The 25,260-nt window shown below is 45.2% G+C and carries 20 protein-coding genes; 19 read left to right on the top strand and 1 reads right to left on the bottom strand.

What is annotated here, in order from left to right:
• Positions 1 to 2,403, top strand: a complete 2,403-nt coding sequence (gene recJ, locus MHH52_RS22885) for a single-stranded-DNA-specific exonuclease RecJ (protein ID WP_340004581.1) — start codon at positions 1 to 3, stop codon at positions 2,401 to 2,403.
• 91 nt (positions 2,404 to 2,494) lie between these two features.
• Positions 2,495 to 3,013, top strand: coding sequence for an adenine phosphoribosyltransferase (locus tag MHH52_RS22880; RefSeq protein WP_313640128.1), 519 nt, complete (start codon positions 2,495 to 2,497; stop codon positions 3,011 to 3,013).
• Positions 3,014 to 3,230: 217 nt separating this feature from the next.
• Here the strand turns inward: MHH52_RS22880 and uraA are convergent, their stop codons facing one another.
• On the bottom strand, positions 3,231 to 4,544 hold the full coding sequence (gene uraA, locus MHH52_RS22875) for a uracil permease (RefSeq protein WP_340004578.1): 1,314 nt from the start codon (positions 4,542 to 4,544) through the stop codon (positions 3,231 to 3,233).
• A gap of 306 nt (positions 4,545 to 4,850) precedes the next feature.
• Between uraA and MHH52_RS22870 the strand changes: the two genes are divergently transcribed.
• The 17 genes from MHH52_RS22870 to MHH52_RS22790 all read left to right on the top strand — a co-directional run bounded on the left by MHH52_RS22870 (position 4,851) and on the right by MHH52_RS22790 (position 25,172).
• A complete protein-coding gene (locus MHH52_RS22870) occupies positions 4,851 to 7,031 on the top strand; it encodes a bifunctional (p)ppGpp synthetase/guanosine-3',5'-bis(diphosphate) 3'-pyrophosphohydrolase (protein ID WP_313640145.1) in 2,181 nt (726 codons plus the stop codon).
• Positions 7,032 to 7,052: 21 nt separating this feature from the next.
• Positions 7,053 to 7,496, top strand: coding sequence for a D-aminoacyl-tRNA deacylase (dtd, locus tag MHH52_RS22865; protein ID WP_313640130.1), 444 nt, complete (start codon positions 7,053 to 7,055; stop codon positions 7,494 to 7,496).
• Positions 7,497 to 7,698: 202 nt separating this feature from the next.
• Complete coding sequence (locus tag MHH52_RS22860; RefSeq protein WP_340004576.1) at positions 7,699 to 7,854, top strand: hypothetical protein; 156 nt, start codon at positions 7,699 to 7,701, stop codon at positions 7,852 to 7,854.
• A 188-nt stretch (positions 7,855 to 8,042) separates the two neighbouring features.
• Complete coding sequence (locus MHH52_RS22855) at positions 8,043 to 8,495, top strand: hypothetical protein (protein ID WP_340004574.1); 453 nt, start codon at positions 8,043 to 8,045, stop codon at positions 8,493 to 8,495.
• 349 nt (positions 8,496 to 8,844) lie between these two features.
• Complete coding sequence (locus MHH52_RS22850; RefSeq protein ID WP_339319287.1) at positions 8,845 to 8,997, top strand: hypothetical protein; 153 nt, start codon at positions 8,845 to 8,847, stop codon at positions 8,995 to 8,997.
• Between the two features lie 187 nt (positions 8,998 to 9,184).
• Positions 9,185 to 10,438: a histidine--tRNA ligase gene (hisS, locus tag MHH52_RS22845; protein WP_313640133.1), complete on the top strand. Its 1,254-nt coding sequence runs from the start codon at positions 9,185 to 9,187 to the stop codon at positions 10,436 to 10,438.
• 81 nt (positions 10,439 to 10,519) lie between these two features.
• Positions 10,520 to 12,298, top strand: a complete 1,779-nt coding sequence (gene aspS, locus MHH52_RS22840; RefSeq protein WP_340004572.1) for an aspartate--tRNA ligase — start codon at positions 10,520 to 10,522, stop codon at positions 12,296 to 12,298.
• Between the two features lie 66 nt (positions 12,299 to 12,364).
• Complete coding sequence (locus MHH52_RS22835) at positions 12,365 to 13,120, top strand: tRNA threonylcarbamoyladenosine dehydratase (protein WP_340004570.1); 756 nt, start codon at positions 12,365 to 12,367, stop codon at positions 13,118 to 13,120.
• A 236-nt stretch (positions 13,121 to 13,356) separates the two neighbouring features.
• Positions 13,357 to 14,655 (top strand): NCS2 family permease, encoded by a 1,299-nt coding sequence (locus MHH52_RS22830; protein ID WP_340004569.1) that lies wholly within the window; start codon positions 13,357 to 13,359, stop codon positions 14,653 to 14,655.
• A gap of 128 nt (positions 14,656 to 14,783) precedes the next feature.
• Entirely contained in the window at positions 14,784 to 16,967 is a 2,184-nt protein-coding gene (locus MHH52_RS22825) for a UvrD-helicase domain-containing protein (protein WP_340004568.1), read from the top strand.
• Between the two features lie 397 nt (positions 16,968 to 17,364).
• Positions 17,365 to 17,646 carry a CD3324 family protein gene (locus MHH52_RS22820; protein ID WP_340004567.1) on the top strand — a complete coding sequence of 94 codons (282 nt, stop codon included), beginning with the start codon at positions 17,365 to 17,367 and terminating at the stop codon, positions 17,644 to 17,646.
• A 143-nt stretch (positions 17,647 to 17,789) separates the two neighbouring features.
• Positions 17,790 to 19,094, top strand: a complete 1,305-nt coding sequence (locus tag MHH52_RS22815; protein ID WP_340004566.1) for a replication-associated recombination protein A — start codon at positions 17,790 to 17,792, stop codon at positions 19,092 to 19,094.
• A gap of 378 nt (positions 19,095 to 19,472) precedes the next feature.
• Positions 19,473 to 20,489: an ABC transporter ATP-binding protein gene (locus tag MHH52_RS22810; protein ID WP_313640140.1), complete on the top strand. Its 1,017-nt coding sequence runs from the start codon at positions 19,473 to 19,475 to the stop codon at positions 20,487 to 20,489.
• On the top strand, positions 20,476 to 21,411 hold the full coding sequence (locus MHH52_RS22805) for an ATP-binding cassette domain-containing protein (RefSeq protein ID WP_340004565.1): 936 nt from the start codon (positions 20,476 to 20,478) through the stop codon (positions 21,409 to 21,411). The genes MHH52_RS22810 and MHH52_RS22805 overlap by 14 nt, the downstream gene beginning before the upstream one ends.
• A 4-nt stretch (positions 21,412 to 21,415) precedes the next feature.
• Positions 21,416 to 22,378: an oligopeptide ABC transporter permease gene (gene opp4B, locus MHH52_RS22800; protein ID WP_340004564.1), complete on the top strand. Its 963-nt coding sequence runs from the start codon at positions 21,416 to 21,418 to the stop codon at positions 22,376 to 22,378.
• Between the two features lie 27 nt (positions 22,379 to 22,405).
• Positions 22,406 to 23,311 carry an ABC transporter permease gene (locus MHH52_RS22795; RefSeq protein ID WP_340004563.1) on the top strand — a complete coding sequence of 302 codons (906 nt, stop codon included), beginning with the start codon at positions 22,406 to 22,408 and terminating at the stop codon, positions 23,309 to 23,311.
• 19 nt (positions 23,312 to 23,330) lie between these two features.
• On the top strand, positions 23,331 to 25,172 hold the full coding sequence (locus MHH52_RS22790) for an oligopeptide ABC transporter substrate-binding protein (protein WP_340004562.1): 1,842 nt from the start codon (positions 23,331 to 23,333) through the stop codon (positions 25,170 to 25,172).
• The last annotated feature ends 88 nt before the right edge of the window (positions 25,173 to 25,260 follow it).

Here is a 25,260-nt window from a genome sequence, read left to right as displayed (position 1 = left end):
TTGCTTTATTCAAAAACAAGATGGCAATCTCCGGCAGCCGATCCCGACATCGTAAGGGATATGGCCCGGAGCCTTTCTATTTCTCCGCTCTTATCCTCACTATTAGTGACTAGAGGAATGAATACGCCACATGAGGCTCTATCATTCATGGATGGCGGTGTGGAAGCTCCGCATGATCCGTTCCTTCTAAAAGGAATGGCCGAAGCGGTTCCTAGAATTAGAAAGGCTTTAAAAGAAGAAGAACATATGCTTATTTACGGTGATTACGATGCCGATGGTGTGTCTAGTACAGCACTAATGATTCATTTGCTGCGTTACTTGGGCGCTTCCTTTGATATTTATATCCCGCACCGTTCTAACGAGGGCTACGGGCTGCATAATCATGCATTGGATTGGGCTCTACAGCAGGGTGTATCCTTGATCATTACTGTGGATACTGGCATTAGCGCCTATCATCAGATTGCCTACGCTAATGAACTGGGAATCGATGTGATCGTAACGGATCACCATGAGCCACCAGAGCTTCTGCCAGAGGCTTATACGCTGATTAATCCCAAGCTACCCGACTGCCCTTACCCGTTTAAAGGATTGGCCGGTGTAGGTGTAGCTTATAAGCTTGCCCAGGCTATGTTGGGGGAGGAGACTCCCAAGGAATGGGCAGAAATAGCTGCAATCGGTACTGTAGCGGATTTAATGCCGCTGCTGGGTGAGAATCGCGAGATTGTTCGAAACGGTTTAGCCAGTATGCGAAATTCTCGATTCTCTGGTATTCGTGCTTTACTCGGTGTCAGCGGGGTGACCATGAGTACTGTGAGTGCGGTTAATATCGCCTTTGGTATGGCACCTCGTATCAATGCCAGTGGTCGTTTGGATCATGCTGGCCGGGCTGTGGCTTTGCTTACAACCGAACACGCTGATGAGGCAGAGCAACTGTCTGGGGAACTTGATCTGCTTAATAAAGAACGCCAATTGGTCGTAGAAAGAATTGTAGTAGAGGCGACTGCAAAACTGGAGCAGATGACGCGCGGCGGAGAGATCCCAGACATCATTGTCCTTGCTGAACAAGGCTGGAATGTGGGTGTGGTAGGTATAGTGGCTTCCAAACTGCTAGAGCGTTACTATCGACCGGTGATCATTCTGGATATTCATCCAGAGACCGGAATGTGCAAGGGCTCTGCCCGCTCCATTCCTGGGCTTGATATATATGCGGCTTTATCCTCTTGTTCTAACTTAATGGATCATTTCGGCGGTCATCCGGCTGCCGCGGGAATGAGTCTGCATCGGGATGGTTTAGAAGCCTTCGCTGCGGCATTAAATGAATACGCCGCAGGTGTGCTGACACCGGAGCATTTCGTTCCTGTTACTTCTGCTGATGCAGAAGTGTCGATCTCTGATTTGTCCCTTCAGACCGCGATTGAACTAGAAAGGCTTGCGCCTTTCGGGATGTCAAATCCATTGCCAAAGTTTATCATTCGCGGGGCTACAGTGAAAGAGACACGTACCATGGGGCAAGAAGGAAAACACTTGAAGATCGTATTGCAGCAGGGTAAGAGCACGATTGAAGCCTTAGCTTTTGGTAAAGGGGATATGGCTAAGCTGCTCCCTGTGGGCACCACGATCAATGTGTTGGCTGAATTGTCGATCAACGAGTGGAATGGCTCGCGGAAACCACAGTTGATGCTACAGGATTTATCTGTACCAGATGCTCAGTTGTTTGATCTTCGTGGTGCTGCTGACGCCGTACGGCAAGCTACGCATATTAGAGAGTTGCTGCTTCCCTATAGCGGTGTCAGTCCATACCGTGCCGCAGCAGTGTTTCAGAGTGGACGTATGTCTCTACAGAGTGAATTGATAGGAATGTCCTTCTGGGTATATGATAACGTTGATGGCATCAGCGCCGCTAATAAGGATGACTTGCTTCAGGAATCAGGACATGTCTCTCTGTTATGTCTATTGGATATGCCGGAGACTCCTGAACAACTTGATGCGGTACTAAAGGCTTTTCCTAATGCTGATAATATTGCGCTATTGCATTCTATAAAGGATGGCCGGGAACGGCTTATTATTCCGACACGGGATCATTTTAAAATACTTTATAAACTGCTGGCTTCGATCACTTCTGTTGCAACGCCTGAGCATGAAGTGCTGCTGCGGCTAAGCCGACAATCCTCGTTAAGTATTCGTATGCTTAGTAAAATGCTGGATGTGTTCGAGGAGCTTGATTTTATCGAAAGAAGTCAGGGAAGTGTGACCTTCATTACGCAGCCCGCAGCTAAGAGCCTTACAGCATCACGTCATTTTGTCAGACTGGGGCAGATGGCGGAAATGGAGCAGTACTTCATGGAGGGTAGCTTGTCTGAGTTACAGGACTGGATGTTATCGCGCCGTTTAGGCGTATCGTAATTATCCAGGTATGAGGTAGCTTACGAAGCAAGTTTTGTCGATCCGAATTCACTGAAGCATACGCTAACAAAACTTTTAGGAGATGAAAAATATGGATTTTAAAGATAGTATTCGCGTGATTCCTGATTTCCCAAAAGAGGGTATTAGTTTTAAAGATATCACCACTTTGCTCAAAGACGGTGATGCTTATCGCCAGGCGATTGATGCACTGAAATCTCTCGTATCGCACTTAGAAATTGACGTAATTGCTGGACCGGAAGCACGTGGTTTTGTAGTTGGCGCACCTCTTGCTTATGCTTTGGGAGTAGGTTTTGTACCGATTCGTAAGAGCGGAAAACTGCCATATGAGACGATCGAGGTTGGGTATGATCTTGAATATGGTAAGGACACACTTGCTGTTCACACGGATGCCATTAAGCCTGGACAAAATGTATTGATTGCTGATGATTTGTTAGCAACAGGAGGCACTATAGCTACTTCGGTTAACCTTGTGGAACAGCTTGGCGGTAAAGTCGTAGGCGCAGCTTTTCTGATTGAATTGGTTGAGCTTGCTGGACGTAATAAGCTATCCGGAATTGAAGTTATTACTCTGGTTAACTACGAAGATTAATACGATAAGCGTGTCTTTTCCCGGGAAATAAATGGGGATTTATGTATCGATTTATGTTGAAAAGTGCAAACAACAGCAATTCTCTGTCACTATTGGCGGAGAGTTGCTGTTTTGCATTTCTGACCTGAAGAATGCTTAGCGGATGGAGAATCCTAATAAAAAAGACTGCCCAATCCATAAATGGATCTGGAGCAGCCTTTTGAACTTCTAAAACAAATTAGTGAGCTGCTTTATCGCTTTCTCCATCTTCATTGGACAGCCCAAGAACTTCAATGAGTTTGAAGAACAAGGCTAGAACGATACCAACAATCGTAGCTAGTGCCATACCGCTTAGCTTAATGTTGCCCATAGTGAGGGTTGTACCACTAATTCCGACAACGAGCACTAAGGTAGCCATGATCATGTTAGTAGCCTTGGAAAAATCAACTTTTTGCTCAACGAAGATACGTAGGCCGGATGCGGCAATTACACCGAACAACAGCAGTGATACACCACCCATTACAGGTGTAGGGATGTTAGCGATAACGGAGGAGAAGGTACCGGAGAACGAAAGCAAAATTGCAATCACTGCTGCGCCACCGATCACATATACAGAATAAACTTTAGTTAACGCCATAACCCCGATATTCTCACCGTAGGTAGTATTTGGAGTAGAACCGATAAAACCGGAGATAATTGTAGATATCCCGTTACCCATCAGGGAGCGATCAAGCCCAGGATCTTTTGCCAGATCCCTGCCGACAATATTGCTAGTTACAAGTAAGTGTCCAATATGTTCAACGATTACTACTAGCGATACTGGGATGATAGTCAGGATTACATTCCAATCAAAAGAAGGAGTAACAATGGTAGGGTGTGCTAAAAATTTCGCATTGGATATAGCCGCGGTATCCACCATTTTCATAATATAAGCTAAACCATAACCAGTGACGATACCGATGAGGATGTGAATGATTTTTGGGAAACCGCGGAAGAGTACAGCTCCAATTACGGTTACACCCAGTGTCACCATAGAAAGCGTGATCGCTTTGCCGTCTGGAGTCCAGTCTGCAACTGCAACACCTTCAGGAGCAATAAGTCCTGCCATCCGCGCGGCAACAGGCACAAGTTCAAGTCCGATCGTTGCAACGATAGCACCCATTACTGCTGGAGGGAAGACAACATCAATCCATTTTGTTCCTGCATAACGGATGATCAATGCTACGAGCACAAAGATAATACCCGTGATGATAAAAGCACCTAAAGCAAGCGAGTATCCCTTCATATGATCATCTTTATGATCGGCAAGCACTGACAAAACTGGTGCGATGAATGCAAAGCTGGAGCCAAGGTACGCAGGGATTTTACCACGGCAAATCCAGATGTACAGTAGCGTGCCGACACCATTCATCAGCAAGATCATGCCAGGGTCGACCCCGAATAAGTTAGGTACTAGTACTGTACTGCCAAACATGGCAAACAAATGCTGAAGGCTTAATAGAAAACCCGGGCCCCATGGAAGTTTTTCATTAACTTGAATTTCGCGTTGCAATGGAGTTCACTCCTCTTTCTTATCGGATATTATGTTGTTCAGCGAAAATCCGCCTTTACTAGATTAAATAGAACTGGACATTTTTACAACAACATTTTCACAAGTGTTATTAATTTGTCCGATTTTCATAACTTTTACTTATGAAATACCATGAGATGGCAAGTGTTGACGTAATCCTTCGTAAGCGTCATAATTATAGACAACTTTGAACAAGAGCGTAAGTTGCTTGCGAAATGATTGGAACCTGCAGATTCTAGAACTATTGCGGGTTCATTTTATTATAGAAAGGAAACGGATACGACGAGAATGGGCATAGAGCGATTAATTGATAAGGCTGGCGCCTATATAAAAGATAAAGATCTTCTCCGCATCCGGGAAGCTTATGAATTTGCCGATCAGGCTCATCACGGGCAGATCCGCAAGTCGGGGGAGCCATACATTCTGCATCCGCTGGCGGTGGCAGATATTGTCGTCAATATGCAAATGGATGTTATATCTATTGTTGCGGCGCTTTTGCATGATGTTGTGGAAGATACGACGGTCTCATTGGAACAAATCCGCGCGAAATTTGGCGATACCTGCGCGATGCTTGTCGACGGCTTAACCAAGCTGGAACGCATCCGTTTTCGCTCAAAGGAAGAGCAGCAGAATGAGAATTACCGTAAGATGTTTATTGCAATGGCTCAGGATATTCGGGTCATTGTTATTAAACTAGCGGATCGCCTGCATAATATGCGAACACTAAAGTACCAATCTGAAGAAAGCCAGCGTCGTATTTCCTATGAGACGTTGGAGATTTTCTGTCCTGTCGCCGACCGGTTGGGGATTTCCGCGATCAAATGGGAGATGGAGGATATTGCGCTTCGTTACTTGAATCCGCAGCAGTATTATCGCATTGCTAATCTGGTACATAAGAAGCGGGCAGAACGTGAGCAATTTATCGACAGTGTAATTGGCCGTATTCGTGCCAAGCTGGATGAAATGGGCATTGAAGGCGACCTTTCGGGTCGTCCGAAGCATATCTACAGTGTCTATAACAAAATGAGTACGAAAAACAAACAGTTTAATGAGATCTATGACCTGCTGGCCATCCGCATCATTGTGGATAATATCAAGGATTGTTATGCAACCCTCGGAATTATTCATACCCTTTGGAAGCCAATGCCAGGCCGATTCAAAGATTATATAGCTATGCCCAAAGCCAATATGTATCAATCTTTGCATACTACAGTGGTAGGTCCTGGCGGAGAGCCAACCGAAGTGCAAATTCGCACTTGGGAAATGCATCGTACAGCTGAATTCGGGATAGCAGCACACTGGGCGTACAAAGAAGGAACCAGCAATAATGTCAATCCGGAGAATCGGATGCCTTTTTTTCGCGAAATATTGGAGCTGCAGCATGAGGCCAAGGATGCCGAAGAGTTCGTAAAATCACTCAAAATGGATTTTTTCTCGGACCTCGTGTTCGTGTTTACGCCTAAAGGTGAAGTTATTGAGCTTCCTGCGGGCTCTGTTCCACTTGATTTCGCTTTCCGTATTCATACGGAAGTGGGTAATCGCACGATTGGTTCTAAGGTGAACGGGCGGATCGTACCGCTGGATCACAAGCTGAAGACGGGCGATATTGTAGAGATTCTGACGTCGAAGCATTCTTACGGACCAAGCCGCGACTGGCTCAAGATTGCCCAATCCTCCCATGCGCGAAGTAAAATTAAGCAATGGTTCAAAAAAGAAAAACGTGAGGAAAATGTCGAAAAAGGTCGCGAAGCGATTGAACGTGAGCTGAAGCGTCTGAATGTCGAGGTTTCCGAGTGGATTTCCGATGAGAAATTATTAGAAGCCGCGAAGAAATTCGCATTTAATGATGTTGAGGATATGTTATCTGCTGTTGGGTTTGGTGGGATTACCGCTTCGCAGATTGCTTCCCGTTTGACGGAGAAGTTGCGCAAGGAGCAGGAAGAAGCCGCTAATCATTTAGAACTCACTTCAGAGATGAAGGAGATCAAGTCTGCCGGCGAGAAACGTAATCAACCTACCAATGGTGTTAGTGTAAAAGGAATTGAAAATTTGCTTGTCCGTTTTGCACGATGTTGTAATCCGGTGCCGGGTGACGACATTGTAGGGTATGTTACACGGGGCCGGGGCGTATCTGTGCATCGTCAGGATTGTCCTAACATTCCAGGTGAAGGGGACGGAGAAGAAGCTGCAAGGGTGATTGAAGTGGAATGGGAAGGTACGATGGAAGCAAACTACAGTGTGGATATTGAGATTACAGGTCATGATCGTAATGGACTACTCAATGAAGTGCTGCAGGCGGTATCCGAGAGTAAAACGAACATTTCTGCGGTCACTGGGCGCTCTGACAAGAATAAGATGGCCATGATTCATATGACCATTCTGATCCGTAACACGGAGCATCTGCAATCCGTTGTAGATAAAGTGAAACGAGTCAAGGATGTATATACAGTGAATCGGATCATGCAATAAGGCAAGGAGCGGAGTAGTGCGATGAGAGTTGTAGTACAGCGTTGTAAGGACGCCAAAGTAACCGTGGATGAGACAGTGACCGGAGAGATTGGGAAAGGCTTGATGCTGCTTGTTGGCGTTACGCATGAAGATACAGAGAAGGATGCCAAATATTTGGCGGATAAAATAGCTGGATTGCGTATTTTTGAAGATGATGCTGGTAAAATGAACTATAGTGTCACAGATTCTGAGGGAGCTATTCTTTCGGTGTCACAGTTTACTTTATATGGGGATTGCCGTAAGGGAAGACGGCCGAATTTCATGGGAGCAGCAGCTCCTGCGGAGGCCGAGCGACTTTATGATTATTTTAACCAAGAGCTTAGAGCGGGAGGCCTTCAGGTGGAGACGGGCGTATTTGGAGCGATGATGGATGTGTCGCTGACCAATTGGGGTCCAGTCACTCTCATTCTGGATAGCCGTAGTTAACGAAATAGAGGATGTCGAAAATTGCTCTGGCCGGAGCTAACTTTCGACATCTTTTTTAATACATGAACGTATAAGTCTCACGTTATACATTATCCTTATGCTTGGTTGAGCTGTGAGTAAGAATCTTGTGCGGATAGAGCCTCTTTGAGCTGGATAAACTAAATGCAGATAGATATCACGCACGATGCAAGGAGCTTAGGCAATGAGACAATCACAGAAGGCGTGGGTATGGAGAAGTATCCCGGCACTAGCGACTGGGAGCCCTTTGGAAGCCTGTGCGTTAGCCAAAAAGTCGGAAGACGAGATTGAACCCCAAGTAATCAAAGGAAGAAGCCGTAATCTCTTGCCGCGTACCTGAAATGGGTGGTAGAGGCGGCTTTTTCGATGTTGTTAACGAAGTGTATTTTCTAACTAGAGGTTAGAAATCATCGTGATAAGGGTAATAGACCACAAGAAAGATGAGCCTGCATTTGTTCGTGAAATATTGAAGGTCCTGAAATAAACAATTAATAACAATGAGACTTATAATCCAAGGAGGTAATGGCGATGACCAGAAAAATCCAGGCATATTTCAGAACGGAAAATGAAGCGGAAGGCGCAAAAACAGCGTTGATTAGTTACAAGGTGGATGGCTTGGAGGTTTGGCCACTCACGGACCCTATTGGGGAAGATCGTAGAATTCTGTTTCCTATCGCGCCATTTAGTAATACAACTATGGCAGCAGGTACAGTAGGAACGCTTGGAACGGGTAGCACACCGGCAGCTGGAGCTATGCTGGTTTCTGGTGTTGTCGCATCCGAAACTCGGGATGAACCTGAAACCCATTATAGTGTGGATGAAGATCAGGTTAGTGCGGGTGTAGCGGATGGGGAACTCGAAGATGGGGATTTAAGTGAACTTCGTTATGTGATGGACCTAAGTGTCGCAGAAGAGAATTATAATGAGGTTGTGGAAACGCTTCGGGGTAAAGGGGCATTTGTTGAGCAATTCGATGAATAACAATCTATTAAAATAAACCGCTTTCATGAATGTAATATAATCGTAATATTACATACATGTTTCCTTAATATAGCGTGTTTATAATAATGGCATGACCCCCTTTTTAATAATATATGATGATGGACCTGCAGCATTCGGCTGCAGGTCATTTTTTTTGTAACGGTTGAAGTTAAAGCTCAAAAGTTGAAAGTTGTCGAATTTTTTATTCAGCTTCGCATTTCCTGCCTTGACTTTAGCACAGTAGTTCAGTAGAATTTAAAAATATACGATTTTATCATATGGTTTTGATGACGGGAACAAGTAATTCGAGGACCCACAACCCCAGAGAGGAATCCCCCTGTAGATTCAGATGATATCCAGTACAATGGATGATTTATCGTTTCCGCTTGGCTGCAAGGATTCTGTTGATGAGCGAATGAATGACCTCCCCGAGAACGTACGGCGAAAGTGGGCAATGCATATTGCCGCGATCAGTAGCCGTTTACGCGTAGGCGGGCGTTAACCGCTTTGAGCGGACTCAGTATTGTTCTGATCCGGAATGTGGGTGGTACCACGGGTGTATTATTGGTTATGATAATCCCTCGTCCCTGTTTTTTATAAACAGGGCGGGGGATTTTTTGTTTTGTTTAGCAATATGAAGTGATGAAGAGAACAGATTTAGAGGGGTTATTTTTTAGGAGGGATAGACTGTGGCTAAAGAAAGATTTGAGAAACCTACAGGAACGCAGGATGTGCTTCCAGGAGCTGTGGAGAATTGGCAGTATATTGAAGGGAAGGCCAGAGATTTATGCCGCCGCTTCAATTACAGAGAAATCCGTACACCGATGTTCGAGCACACAGGGTTGTTCGAGCGTGGAGTAGGCGAAACAACGGATATTGTGGAAGGCGAGATGTATACGTTTAAGGATAAAGGCGACCGCGATTTGGCGCTTCGTCCAGAAGGAACGGCTGGTGTCGTTCGTGCTTACGTTCAGAACAAGCTATACGGTGAGCCTGATGTAAGTAAGCTATATTATATCGGACCTATGTTCCGTTATGAGCGTCCACAAGCAGGCAGATACCGTCAATTCCATCAGTTTGGTATTGAGGCTTTCGGAGCCGTGGATCCGGCTATTGATGCAGAGGTGGTCTCCTTAGGCTATCAATTCTATAAGGACCTGGGCCTTAAGGATGTAAGAGTGGAGATCAATTCTGTCGGAAATGCACCTAGCCGTGCGGCTTATCGGGAGAAACTTCTGGGATTCCTTAGACCGATGAAGGATACCCTTTGCAGTGACTGTCAGCGTCGTATCGAGCGTAATCCGCTGCGCGTATTGGATTGCAAGGTGGATCAGGATAAATTTACGGATGCTCCTTCGATTTTGGATAGTCTGGATGAAGAATGCACGACACACTTTGAAAAGGTCAAGATGCATCTCGACATCATGGGTGTGGAATTCACAATCAACCCTCGTCTTGTACGCGGTTTAGATTATTACACGCATACAGCGTTTGAATATAAAGCAGCAGGTATTGGTTCGATTGATACCGTGGGCGGTGGAGGTCGGTACAACGGTTTGGTTGAAGAAATCGGTGGACCGGATCAACCGGGTATTGGTTTTGGGATCGGGCTGGAACGAATTCTCCTCATTTTGGAGGATCAGAAGGTAGAGCTGGAGACGGCGAAGCCACTAGATGTGTACTTCGTAGCACTTGGTGAAGAGGCTGATATTGAAATCTCTAAGCAGCTATTCATCCTTCGCAGCCAAGGGTTCTCCGCAGAACGCGACTATCTGGGCCGGAAGATGAAGGCACAGATGAAATCGGCTGACCGTATGTCGGCACGTTATACTGCGATTCTTGGCGAAGATGAGCTGAAGAATGGTGTAATTACCCTGAAGTCGATGAATACAGGGGAGCAGCGCACCGTGAAGCTGGAAGAGCTGGGACAGGCGCTAGTTTAAACTCTGACTACATCGTCTTATGGTGACTGTAGAGAGAAAGATAAGAAATGTATTTTTAACCATGAAGGGGAATGATAAATTATGCAAAGAAGTCATCATTGTGGACAAATAACACCAGAACATATTGGACAGACGGTAACCTTGAACGGATGGGTGCAGACTCGTCGAGACCTTGGGGGCGTACTATTTATTGATCTGCGTGACAGAAGCGGAATTGTGCAAGTTGTATTTAACCCAGACTACTCTGGCGAAGCATTACAAATTGCCGATAAGGTTCGTAGTGAATACGTTCTGGCTGTTAAAGGTAAAGTGGTTAAACGTGATGCTGAAACCATTAACCGCAACCTGCCAACAGGTGAAATTGAAGTGCAAATTACAGAAATTGAAGTGTTGAACGCAGCTAAGACACCTCCATTCTTCATCGAAGATGGTGTGGAAGTAGACGAATCTCTGCGTCTCAAATATCGCTATTTGGATCTTCGTCGTCCGGAAATGCAAAGAACCTTGTTGCTTCGTTCGAAAGCTTCTAAGATTTTCCGCGATTTCCTTGACGGTGAAGGATTCATCGATGTTGAGACACCGATCCTTACTAAGAGCTCACCTGAAGGCGCGCGTGATTATCTGGTGCCAAGCCGTGTGCATGAAGGCGAATTCTTCGCATTGCCACAATCTCCACAAATCTATAAGCAATTGTTGATGGTGGGCGGCGTTGAGCGCTATTACCAAGTCGCTCGTTGTTTCCGTGATGAAGATTTACGTGCTGACCGTCAGCCTGAATTCACTCAAGTGGACATCGAGACTTCATTCCTCTCACAAGATGAACTGCTTGGTATGATGGAGAAGCTGATGCAACGTCTGTTCAAGGAAACTGTAGGAGCAGATATCCAGCTTCCATTCCAACGTTTGACTTATGCTGAGGCTATGGGCAAATACGGTTCTGACAAACCTGATCTACGTTTTGGATTAGAGCTTGTAGAAATGAACGATATTGTTGCAACTAGTGGTGTGAAGGTATTCGCTTCCGTGATCGAAAAAGGCGGAGAAGTGAAATGTCTAAATGCTAAAGGCTGTGGTACTTGGACTCGTAAAGAAATCGATGACCTCGGACCTTTTGCCGCTCGTTATGGCGCGAAAGGTTTGGCTTGGATTCAAGTGAAAGACGGCGAATTCAAAGGACCGATTGTGAAATTCTTCTCCGAAGAAGAAATTGCCGCTGTGAAGGAACGTACAGGCGCTGAAGAAGGCGACCTTCTCCTTTTCTCTGCTGATAATAAAAAGGTTGTAGCAGACGTTCTAGGCGCTCTACGTGTCAAAATTGGACGTCAACTCGGTCTGATTGACGATAACGTGTTCAAGTTCGCTTGGGTTACAGACTTCCCACTACTTGGATATGACGAAGATCAGAAACGTTATGTGGCAGAACACCATCCGTTCACTCGTCCACGTGAAGAGGATCTGCATCTATTTGACACAGATCCAGGTGCGATCCGTGCACAAGCTTATGACATTGTTTTGAACGGTTACGAAGTAGGCGGGGGCTCCATGCGGATATACAAACGCGAAGTACAGGAGAAAATGTTCGAAGCTCTTGGATTTACGAAAGAGGTTGCTTACGAGAAATTTGGCTACCTGATGGATGCGTTCGAATATGGTACACCTCCACACGGTGGTATCGCCTTCGGTTTAGACCGTCTAGTGATGCTGCTGTCCGGTCGTACGAATCTGCGCGAAACCATCGCGTTCCCGAAAACAGCAAGTGCAACAGATCTACTTATGGATGCACCTTCGCCAGTAGACGGTTCACAATTGGAGCAACTGCACATTAAGCTGGCTCTTAAACCGAAGAAAGAAAAAGAATAACTAACAAATCGAAGCGGGCGAGGCAGATTTCTGCTTCACCAAAGCTTTTGAAGGAGGCTGTACCTCATGCTGCATCAGTTCTCACGTACGGAACTGGCGATCGGACCGGAAGGTCTGGAGATAATGAAGAACAGCACGGTAGCGGTGCTAGGCATCGGCGGTGTTGGCGGTATGGCTGTTGAGGCTTTGGCGCGTACCGGCATCGGCAGACTTATTCTCATAGATAAGGATACTGTAGACATCACCAATGTGAATCGGCAGATTCATGCACTCACCACAACGGTTGGGCAGAAGAAGGCTGAACTGATGGTAGACCGTGTGAAGCTGATCAATCCGGAATGCGAAGCGATTGCACTCAACATGTTCTATACGGAAGAAACCTATGAGGAATTGTTCAAATTAAAACCTGATTATGTGATTGATGCTTCGGATACGATTATTTATAAGGTTCACTTAATCAAAGAATGTCTATCCCGTGGAATTCCAATGATCTCTAGTATGGGCGCTGCCAATAAAATGGATCCTACACGATTCCAGGTAGCTGACATTTCCAAGACAACTTATGACCCTATTGCGCGTGTCATTCGTCAGAAGCTGCGTAAGGAAGGAATTAAGAAAGGCGTGAAGGTGGTTTTCTCTACGGAGCCGCCAATGAAGCCACGTCAGGATGTTACAGATAAGATCGTTCCGGAGAATGCGCCGGATCGACGTAAAGCGAAACAACCACCAGCTAGTAACGCCTTCGTTCCGCCGGTAGCAGGCCTGATCATGGTCAGTGTTGCCGTGCGTGATTTGCTTGAGGCTGGAGGCGTCAGCGTGTAAGTGAACCGCTGAGCTGAAGCTGTTTCAATTATAGCGATATTAGTAATAAAATGGACAAAAGGGCGAGCAGCTGGAATCCAGTGCTTACGCCCTTTTGTTGTGGTTAACAGGCGGGTCTGCAAGATGCAGACCACAAATAGGCATAATAGCTAAACCGGGATGAGCCGCTGATTATAAGCCTTATTATCCGGGTAATATCCGCCTGCGGAACTTAATATCAGTGGAGGTTATTGTACATGAAATCGAATTTTTGGCGAAATAGTGTAGGGCTTGCGCCTGAGAATGATTGGAAACGGGAATGGGCTGCAGGGATCCTCTCGTATTTTGCTTCAGTATATATTGTGATGGTGAATGCGACCATTCTTCATGACGCGGGTATGCCGCTTAGACCAGCAATGGTGGCTACACTATTGACTGCCATTACAGGCTGTCTACTGATGGCCTTCGGTGGGAAGACGCCGATCATCGTGGTACCAGGGATGGGGATAAACGCATTTTTCACATACACACTTGTACATTCTATGAATTTGGGTTGGAGAGAGGCGCTTACTGTAGTCGTAATAACCGGTGTGTTATTCGCTATCGTGGCCTTCACATCGCTCTATCGTATTCTAAGTGAGGCGATTCCTCAAAACCTACAGCATGCCATTACAGTCGGGATAGGGCTTTTTCTGACCTTTATAGGACTGCAAAAAAGCGGGATTGTGATTGCACATCAGACCACTTTTGTTGCTATAGGACATTTTAGTGATCCAGCAGTTATCACTTCCTGTGTAACCTTGTTACTCGCTTTAGTGCTGTTTATCCGGGGAACCAACGGTGGTTTGCTTATCAGTATGCTGGTTGGTACAGGTCTAGCCTACTTGCTGGGAGCGGCTCACGCGCCAGAGAAGCAGGCATCAGGGCATGTATTTACGGGTTATGGAAGCTTATTTCTGGGAATGGACTGGAGCGGCATAGTAAGCCTTGTGTTCTGGATTGCTGTTTTCTTACTGCTCTTAATCGTTGTATTTGAAAATATTGGGCTAGTCGCCTCACAGACCATGATGGCAGGGCGCCCTGAGCGCTTCAAGAGTAGCTTACGGGCGCTCTCTATTGCCAATATTGCTGCAGGTCTCTTCGGAAGCAGTCCTGTAGTAGCCGCTGCGGAATCCAATGCAGGCATTGCTGCAGGTGGACGTTCGGGACTGACCTCACTCGTGGCAGGGCTTCTGTTCGGGGCGACATTCTTGTTCCTCCCTCTGCTCTCCTACATTCCAGACAGTGCTATCGCTCCGATATTGATTGTAATCGGTGGGCTTATGGTACAGAATGTGCGCGAAATGGACTTGAGCGATTTGACAGAGCTCTTTCCTTCTTTTCTTATCATGGTTATGATTCCATTCACTTATAGCATCGTGGACGGTATGGCTTTTGGCTTCATCACCTATCCGATCGTGAAGCTTGCGGTGGGCAAGGGTAAGGAAGTACCTCCTGCGCTGTATGGGATTGCGGGCTTGTTTGTGGCCAACTTTATTTTGCAAGCTGTGCTATAGTGTTGATTGGCTTGAAATATTTGGTATTTAAACGCTGATTGTGCTACAATGGGTATCCTTTTTGTGTGAGAAGAGGGATGAGGAGAATGAAAATTTAAGCTCGATAAACTTTTAGGAGGTAACTGAAATTGGAAGACAACTTTCAAAGTGCCTATCAAGAGGAAGAAGACAGGCTGAATCAAGCGCTTGCTGAGATTGACACCTTACTGGAGAAACTTAACCAGACTCCGGTGTACACGGGACATGATTATACGGAACAGGTGTTAGAAGCGAACCGTGATCAGAAGCGCAAAGATCTTGCCAAGCTTCGGCAGGAGCCTTATTTCGGACGGCTTGATTTTCAGGGCAATGATGAGAAGCAGCGGAAGGCACTCTATATAGGCAAAATCGGCGTAGACCGCGAGCAGGTAAGCGACCGTCCGCTAGTCATCGACTGGCGCGCACCGGTAGCAAGCCTGTTCTATTCGTTTACCGGTGGTACGGAGCCTGCCTCCTATGAAGCTCCTGAGGGGCTGATAGAAGGACTGGTATACCTCAAGCGCAACGTGGTGATACGGAAGCAGATTCTGGAGCGGGTCGCAGATACGTACAACCGGGAGAGTGACGCACCTGTGGTGTCAGATGAGTTTCTCGTCTATCGCCTGGGTGAGAACAAAGATAATCGTCTCCGCGATATCGTATCGACCATTCAGGAGGAACAGGACAAGATTATCCGTGCCGCCAAAAATACAGCATTGATCATTCAGGGCGTAGCGGGAAGTGGTAAGACTACAGTTGCACTACACCGATTAGCCTTTCTGCTGTATCAATACAAAGATCAGGTCTCAGCAGAAAAAATGATTATTTTTGCACCGAACCGAATGTTTCTGGATTATATTTCGGATGTACTGCCTGAACTGGGTGTAGGAAATATTGCCCAGAGCACTTTCCCGGATTGGGCAGCAAATGTACTAGGTCTGGAGCTTCCAGAGCAAGATGCTACGGAGACGATGAACCATTGGTTCGAAACTCCGGGCGGCATGCCTGTGATTACAGAAGAGACACCTGGACGCTTCAAGGGTTCTACGGTGTTGATGGGAATAATAGAGTCCAGCATCAAGCTATTGGAAAGCAGCTCGGTACCTGAGGGTGATTTTATCCCATGGGAAGGTGCTGTACTGCGCCGCTCCATGATCTTGCGCTGGCATAATGAGGAGTACGCTCCTTATCCGCCAGCTAAGCGTAAGGAACGTGTAATGGCACGGATTCATCGCTGGATTGAGATGGAACTGAAGAAGAGTCCTTCAGCTGCTGCTTTGAAAGATCGCAAGAAAAAAGGCGCGCAGCGAGAGAAGGCGTACAGTGCAAAATGGCCTAAGTATGACCCGCTGACGATTTACAAGCAAATCTTCCGTGCGGCTAAAGTCCCGGAAGATTGGCCGGTGAATCCACCAGAGAATATTCCGACTTCTGTGCTGAAAGAAACGGCAAAAGAGCTGAAAAAAGGGATCATACGCGAAGAGGATTTACCGCCTCTGCTGTATATCCATTATCTTTTGAATGGGAACGAAGGAAGCACTCGTTTTGACCATGTGGTGATTGATGAAGCTCAGGATTTCTCACCCTTCCAAATTGCTGTGCTGGATTTATACGTGCGAGGACATTCCTTTACAATTCTAGGCGATCTGTCGCAGGGTATACATGCTTATAAAGGCGTTCATGCATGGGAAGAGATGCAAACCTTGTTTGCTCCTGAGAATACGGCTTATCATGCGCTGACACGCAGCTATCGTTCTACCATGGAAATTATAGACTTCGCTAATGGAATTCTATCTTCTGGTGTAGAAAGTTCGTTGCTAGCCGTTCCTGTCTTTCGTAGCGGTGACTCTGTTCGGATGATCGCCTACGAGGAAGGGTTCGGAGAGCAGGAAGCCGCAGGAAATGCTCGTTTGAACGCCTTACAATCGGCGCTGAAGTCCCTGTCCGGAAGGGAATACCGTACGGTGGCTGTACTAACACGAAGCCTACGTGAAGCCACAGAGCTGTACACTGAACTCGCCCAGCATTTTGAAGATATTCATCTGATTGATGGCAGCATGACGCAATATCAAGGTGGGCTGTCGGTGCTACCCGTGTATTTATCTAAAGGTTTGGAATTTGATGCGGTGATCTTAGCGGATGCCGATCAAGACCATTACGGGGCGACAGCATGGGATGCGAAGCTGATGTATGTAGGCTGTACACGAGCACTCCACGAGCTTTGGTTGCTCCATAATGGGACATTGCCTTCCTATGTGCAAACAACGGCTGAAAGCGATTCTGTAGGGGCTTAAGAGTGGTGGAGAACGGTTATAACTGTTTTTGAACTTGTAACTCCCCCTACGGGTATGGCTTAATAATAAGTGTCCGGCCGGGCAAGAACACTTCTGGAAGGAGGCTGATTGAGATGATTTCAGTATACGAGGTGGTTTCCGTCTAAGACGGAAACCCGCTTAAAGCGAGGAGGCCGTAAGGCCTCCTTATTTCAAAACATGAGAGATATATGTACCGATTATCCATCAGGATAACGAAATGTGAATTAGAATGTAGACGCTACCAAAAGGTTTTTATATAATGAAATTACGGATTTTTCCAAATATGAGGAGAGAAAGGAGGCAGGTGACGTGGAAATTACTTTGTCAGTAGTTGACGGACGCATAGGGACACACCTGTTGAAGGAGGAAATGCAAGTTGAGTTATGTAAATGGGAAGGATGTGCTCCCCCCTGGCTTGCTCGAAGAGCTTCAGGGATACATCCAAGGTGAACTGCTCTACATCCCGAAGAAAACGGAAGAGCGGGTTAGATGGGGCGAGAACAGCGGTTCGAGGAAAGAGATTGCAGACCGCAATGAGGAAATTTTCAGTTGTCATCGAAAAGGCGATTCCGTAGCAGAGCTTCAGAAGAAGTATCATCTGTCGGAAGAAAGCATTCGAAAAATCATATCAAAAATGCGGCTGGCAATAAATTGCTAGCGTACAATTTGAAAAAAGAGCATGGCTCCCGCCTTTTTAAGACGAGATCATGCTCTTTTATTTTTTACGAAAAATAAGTCTATGGTATGATAAAGAGAGATGTACATTGTGCTTTTACAAGAATATAGCAAGGAAGTGGAGTAATGGATTTATTTTCTATGGGAGAGGACACTGGGAGCGGGCGGCTGCTTGCCGACCGAATGAGACCGGAGAATCTTGATGAATATATTGGTCAAGAACATATCATTGGGCGGGGGAAGCTGCTAAGAAGAGCGATTGAGGCAGACCAGGTCTCTTCGATTTTGCTCTATGGTCCTCCTGGATGTGGCAAAACAACGTTGGCTCATATTATTTCTCATCACACGCAAGGTGAATTCGTACGCCTGAATGCGGTGGAAGCTTCCGTGAAGGATGTGCGGGAGGTCATTGAACGAGCTCAAAATAATAAAACACTGTACGGCTCTAAGACCATTCTTTTTCTGGACGAGGTACATCGTTTTAACAGTTCACGTCAGGATGCACTATTGCCAGCGGTAGAAAAAGGAACCATTACATTTATTGGCGCAACTACAGAGAATCCGTTCCATTACGTTAACGGAGCGCTTATGAGTCGTTCTACCTTGTTTCAGCTGGAGGCGCTAACGAGTGAACACAGTCTGATCGCGATGCGCAGGGCTTTAGCAGACAAGGATAGAGGGCTTGGATTCATGGAGCTTCAGGTCGATGAAGAGGCGTTGCTGCATATCGCTACCATGGCCAACGGAGATATTCGGCGGGCATTAAATGCTCTGGAACTAGCTGCGTTAACTACTGCTCCGGAGGCGGATGGGAGTGTGCATATTACGCTAGAGGTGGCAGAAGAGTCGATTCGGCGCCCCATTGTGAAGGCAGATGAATCGACGCAGTATGATGTACTATCTGCTTTTCACAAAAGCATTCGTGGCTCTAGTGACGCCGCGTTGTTCTGGTTTCTATATGCGGTAGAGAAGCTTGGGATGGACCCGATGACTTTTATTCGTCGTCTGATTGCGGCCAGCAGTGAAGATATTGGACTGGCGAATCCTCAGGCCATGGTCCAAGCGGTAAGTGCACTTGAAGCCTATCGGAATAATGGCTGGCCAGAGGCGAAGCTTAATATTGCCCAAGCGATCCTTTTTGCGGTGGAGAGTCCGAAGTCTAATGCCGTCTATACTGCTATTTCAAATGCAATGGCGAGTATGGATGAGATTAAATCCGCTGACGTACCATTGCATTTACGAGATACCCATTATAAAGGTGCTACTGCGCTAGGGCATGAAGGGTATCAATATCCGCACAATTTTCCGGGACATTATGTGAAACAGGAGTATCTGCCTAAAGAGATTTCTCAGCGTATCTTTTATCAAGCAACCGAGCAAGGAAATGAAATTAAGATTCGTCACAACCAACGACTCCGACGAGAACAGTAACCCACTATTGACTGTAATACCTTCCATTTTCATGCTAAAAAGCAAATAAATTTAATGTGACATGCAAAATTATTTATTCCGAAAAAAGGCGGCCTAGAGCCGTTTTTTTGTTGTCTGCGTTACTTTTGATCACATCGATTGAAAATTTTTTATAGGAAAAGATTGATAATTTACCATAAGTTAATTAAAATGAACTACAAAGTTACGGGAAAACAATTTTTATATCCGATGGAAGTACTTATAGTATCCTTAATGGTGTTAATAATCATAACAGTAAATGTTTTGATATGTTTCATGAAAATGAATTTTATTTATATCAAAATTTACATAATATTTCACTATGCGAATTTTGAAATTAATGCTGTTAGGGGGATTAATTTGAGCGAAGAATTACTAGAAATCAAGAATTTGTCGACATCGTTCAGGATCGCAGATGATTATTATGCTGCAGTAGATGATGTTACCCTATCCGTTCGCAAAAATGAGATTCTTGCTATTGTTGGAGAGTCCGGTTCAGGAAAAAGTGCGCTCGCCTTTTCGATCATGGGATTGCACACCAGAGCCAAAATAGACGGGCATATTAATTACAAGGGACAGGACATCGTTAATATGTCTCCGGCCGCATTAAACAGCCTACGGGGGAAAGAGATGTCGATGATTTTTCAAGACCCTTTATCCGCTTTAAATCCGCTAATGATCATCGGTTCACAGATTGAAGAAGTACTCATCCTACATGATTCCAAGCTTTCGAAGAAACAGAGGAAAGAGAAGGTCATTGATCTTTTGACCAAGGTTGGAATCTCCCGTCCCGAACATACATATCAACAGTACCCCCACGAACTATCTGGTGGAATGAGGCAGAGGGTTGTAATTGCTATTGCGATTGCTAATGGCCCCAAGCTTTTGATCGCCGATGAGCCGACTACGGCACTAGATGTGACTATCCAATTACAAATCCTTGAACTTATTAAAAGATTAAAAAACGATATGGAAGCAGGCATTATCCTAATCACTCATGATCTAGGGGTTGTGAGCGAAATGGCTGACCGGGTTGCGGTAATGTACGCTGGGCAAATCGTAGAAATCGCAGATATTTATACGTTAACTTCTAATCCGAAACATCCGTACACAAGATCCTTAATGAACTCCATTCCAACTGTTAAAGAAGCGAAATCCAGACTTCATGTGATTCAGGGAATTGTTCCACCACTACAGAATCTTCCGCGTAAGGGATGTCGTTTCTCGGCGCGAACACCTTGGATTCCTGAATGGGAGCATGAGGAGAATCCACAGTTGCATGAAGTTGCACCTGGACATTTCGTTCGCTGCACCTGTCATTACAATTTCCATTTCCCTGATACTAACGAGGAGGCAAGCCACAATGGGACTTCTTGAGGTTAAAGATTTAAAGGTTCATTTTCCGATCCACGGAGGTATTTTCCGAAAAGAAGTTGGTGAGGTCAAGGCCGTAGACAATGTTAGTTTTACCATTGAAGCTGGGCAAACCTACGGACTGGTAGGTGAATCTGGATCGGGTAAGACGACTACAGGCCGAGCGATCATAGGTCTCAATTCTATTACTAGCGGCAGTGTGATTTTTGAAGGACAAGATTTGGCTTTAAAAGGTGTACGTAAGCAAAGAAATGTCCGCAAAGACATTCAGATGATCTTTCAGGACCCGTACTCTTCCTTAAATCCTAAGAAACGTGTGTTGGATATTATTGCTGAACCCTTACGTAACTTCGAAAAAATGTCTCCTAGGGAAGAAAAACGCCGCGTGCAGGAATTGCTTTTACAGGTTGGATTAAGTCCTGAGAACATCCTGAAATATCCGCATGAATTTTCTGGCGGTCAGCGGCAGCGGATCGGAATAGCAAGAGCCATTGCACTCAAACCGAAGTTGATTATCGCGGATGAGCCTGTCTCGGCACTGGATGTCTCTGTACAGGCACAGGTGCTGAATTTTATGCAAGATATTCAAAAAGAACTGAATCTTACGTTTCTTTTTATCAGTCATGATCTCGGGATCATCAGACATATGTGTGATCACATTGGAATTATGTATAAAGGACGTCATGTGGAGCAAGGAACTGCTAAAGATATTTTTGACAATCCTCGGCATATTTATACTAAACGTCTTATTGCTGCGATTCCTGATATTGATCCGAAACAGAGAGAAAAGCAGACGGAGTTTAGAAAATCAGTAAGGTTGGAATATGAACAAGCGCACCGGAATTATTTTGATGAAGAAGGCATGCCTTATCCATTAAAATCAATTTCCGAGACTCATCTGGTAGCCTTGCCTGAGAAAGGTTGAGAATATGTGGAAGATAATCGTTCGTAGAATTCTTATTATGATTCCTCAAATATTTCTGTTAAGTATTCTTGTTTTTCTTATGGCGAAGGCGATGCCGGGAGATGCGTTATCAGGAATGCTTGATCCGAATGTTGATCCTGCGGCAATCGAAGCGATGAGAGAAAAGCTTGGCTTAAATGACCCGTGGTACATACAGTACTGGGACTGGATCACTAAAGCGTTACAAGGGGATTTTGGTCAGTCTTTCCGTTTCAAAATGCCTGTATCAGAGCTTATTGGTCAACGCCTGATGAATACACTTTGGCTGGCGATTGTCACGCTGATCCTCACATACCTTATTGCTATTCCACTTGGTATTACTAGCGGTCGTTATAACGATTCATGGCTGGACCGCCTGATTACTGGATACACCTATATTGGCTTTGCCGCACCATTGTTTATTTTCGCCCTTTTAATGGTATGGGTCTTCGGTTTTCACCTCCATTGGTTTCCTACTAGCGGCAGCGTCAGTCCTGGAGAAGTTCCGGGTACGCTAAGCCATTTCTGGAGTAAATTATACCATCTGCTACTGCCCGCGTTATCTATGGCACTGATTGCAACGGTGGGGACAGTACAATATTTACGGAATGAGATCATTGATACGAAACAAAAGGACTTCATCCTCACGGCAAGAGCCAAAGGCGCTTCAGAATCGCGTGTATACAATCGCCATATTTTGCGAAATTCCTTACTGCCGATAGCTGCATTTTTCGGATATGAGATTACTGGGCTCATCGGTGGTACGGTGTTCGTTGAAAGTATCTTCAGCTATCCGGGTATGGGTATGCTGTTTCTCAGCTCGATAACGATCCGGGATTTCAGCGTAGTAACGGCTCTAGTTCTTCTGTATGGGGTTGCTGCCATCGTTGGATCGTTGTTATCAGACATTATCTTAAGTATCGTAGATCCTCGTATCCGGATTAAATAAGAAGATGAACACTTTGAGGTGAATGAAATGGCAAAGACAAGCGCAGAGATAGCTCTGCTGCAGGAAACAGATAAAAGTCCATCAGGCTTCAAAATTGTTTGGCGAGAGATTGTGCGGGATAAACTGGCTTTGGTATCACTGATTTTCCTATTTGCGATTATTGCCGCCGTTTATGGGATTTCTTTATTTTTGGATCAAAAAGAAATTGTTACGGTTGACTTGTTCGCACTGTATGAGAAGCCTTCGGCTGTACACTGGCTGGGGACCGATTATGGAGGACGGGATGTATTCGGTCAATTAATTATAGGCACACGAAATTCCATGTCGATTGCTTTTATGGTTACTTTTTTTACGGGAATCATCGGTATTCTAGTAGGTTTGTTCTCTGGATACTTTGGGGGAACGATAGATAATATTTCGATGCGAGTTGTAGATTTCTTCATGATTTTACCTTTTATAATGATTGTTATAGCTTTTGTGAGTGCAGTTCCTAAATACAATACGTTAACCTTCTCCTTTATTATGACTGCTTTTCTATGGATGGGGATTGCCAGGTTAATTCGTTCCAAAACGTTACAAGAGAAGGAACTGGATTACGTTCAGGCATCCAAGACATTAGGTTCCTCCAATCTTAAAATTATGTTTACTCAAGTTCTTCCGAACCTAAGCTCAGTCATTATCGTTACGATGACTTTGCATTTGGCAGCCAATATTGGATTGGAATCAGGTCTATCCTTTCTAGGTTTTGGTTTTCCAGAAAGTACTCCTAGCTTAGGTACGCTGGTCAGCTATGCAAGAAATCCGCAAACGCTTGAGTTCAGATGGTGGATCTGGTTACCCGCATCACTGCTGATTCTGGTACTGATGTTGAGTATAAATAATGTGGGTCAAGCGCTCAAACGTGCGACCGACGCAAGACAAAGAAAAGGATAATAAGGGAGGAATTGATTAAATGAGAAATCGTTCAAAGGCACTACTGGTTTCATTAATGTTTGTAATGTTGTTTGCCCTTGCAGCCTGTGGCTCCAAGAACAACAACGGAGCGGCTGAATCAACAGCTGCCCCTAGTGCCAGTGCACCTGCGGCAACCGCAGAAGCAACGGCAGCGCCTGAAGCAGAAGACGGACTTTATAACATTAAAGATTTCAGTAATGTTAAGACTAATCAAGGTGAAGCTATTAATGGCGGTACAATTACTTTTGGACTTGTTTCCGATAGTCCATTTGAAGGTACTTTAAACTGGAACTTCTATTCCGGAGATCCGGATTCCCAAGTCCTAAATTGGTTTGATGAAGGTTTGTTAACTTGGGACAAAGACTATGTATATACGAATGATGGTGCGGCTACTTATGAAGTTGCAGAAGATGGACGTACCTTTACGTTTACGATTCGCGACAATGTGAACTGGCAGGATGGCAAGCCAGTAACGGCAGAAGACTGGTTGTTCGCGCATGAAGTCATTGGTAATCCGAAATATGATGGACCGCGTTACGGTTCTGACTTTACTAATATTGAAGGTATGGATGAGTACCACTCCGGTAAGGCCAAGACCATTTCTGGAATTAAGGTGCTGGGTGATAAGAAACTTCAAATTACTTACCTAAAATCAACACCTTCTCTGTTAACAGGTGGGATATGGATTTATCCGTTAGCCAAACATATCTTTGGCGGTATGGATGTTGCGAAAATCTCCTCTTCACCGGAAGTACGTCAAAAGCCGATTGGCTTCGGCGCTTTTAAAGTGGAAAGCATTGTTCCTGGTGAATCTGTAGTGTTCGTTAAGAATGAGGATTACTGGCGTGGAGCCCCTAAATTGGATAAAGTAATTCTGAAGGTTGTCAACCCAACAACTGTTGTACAAGAACTGAAGTCTGGTGGAGTTGACTTGGTGGATGCCTTCCCTATTGATCAATTCCCTGATAATGCAAAAATGTCAAATGTCCAGTATCTCGGTGCTGTTGACCGTGCGTATACGTATATTGGATTTAAGCTCGGCAAATGGGATGCTGAGAAAAAGATTGTTGCTCCCGATCCTAAAGCTAAAATGGCGGATGTGAATCTACGTAAAGCAATGTGGGCTGCCGTAGATAATGATACAGTTGGTAAAAAGTTCTATAAGGGACTTCGCTGGAATGCGACTACCTTGATTCCACCATCCCATCCAGAGTTTCATGATACTACCAATCCGGGTGTAGCTTTTGATCCAGAAGCAGCTAAGAAAATCTTGGATGATTCTGGTTATAAGCTTAACGGTGAATTCAGAACGAATCCAGATGGTAGCGAACTGAAGATTAATTTCATCTCGATGACAGGTTCGGACATTGCTGAACCGCTGGCTCAATATTATGTACAATCCTGGAAAGCAATTGGTCTGAATGTAACTTTGGAAATGGTAGAGTTTAATACCTTCTATGATCGCATAGGTCAAAATGGTGAGGATGATCCTTCCGTTGATGTGTACCAAGGCGCTTGGAGTGTAGGCATTGACGTTGACCCAAGAGGTCTATATGGCAAAGATGCTATCTACAACTTCCCTCGTTACTCAAGTGCAGAAAATGATCGTTTGTTATCCGAAGGGATCTCCGAGGCTGCTTTTGATGTAGATAAACGTAAAGAGATCTATAAAGAATGGCAACAGTTCATGGTTAACGAAATACCAGTATTCCCAACGCTATATCGTGCAATACTAGTTCCGGTTAACAACCGTGTTCTGAACTTTGGAATTGGTGATGGAACTGGGCTTTACTATAATGACATTGCAGTTTCTGCGGATAAAGCTGCGGTAGCTCAATAAGTAGAAATAGAGGGAGTTAGATTAAAACAAACAGTAGTATACAGAATAGCAGTTCAGGGAGAGATTTCTGAACTGCTGTTTTTTTGTT

The organism is Paenibacillus sp. FSL K6-0276 (assembly GCF_037977235.1).
Lineage (GTDB): Bacteria > Bacillota > Bacilli > Paenibacillales > Paenibacillaceae > Paenibacillus_AQ.
This window is presented reverse-complemented; position numbering and strand designations above follow the sequence as displayed.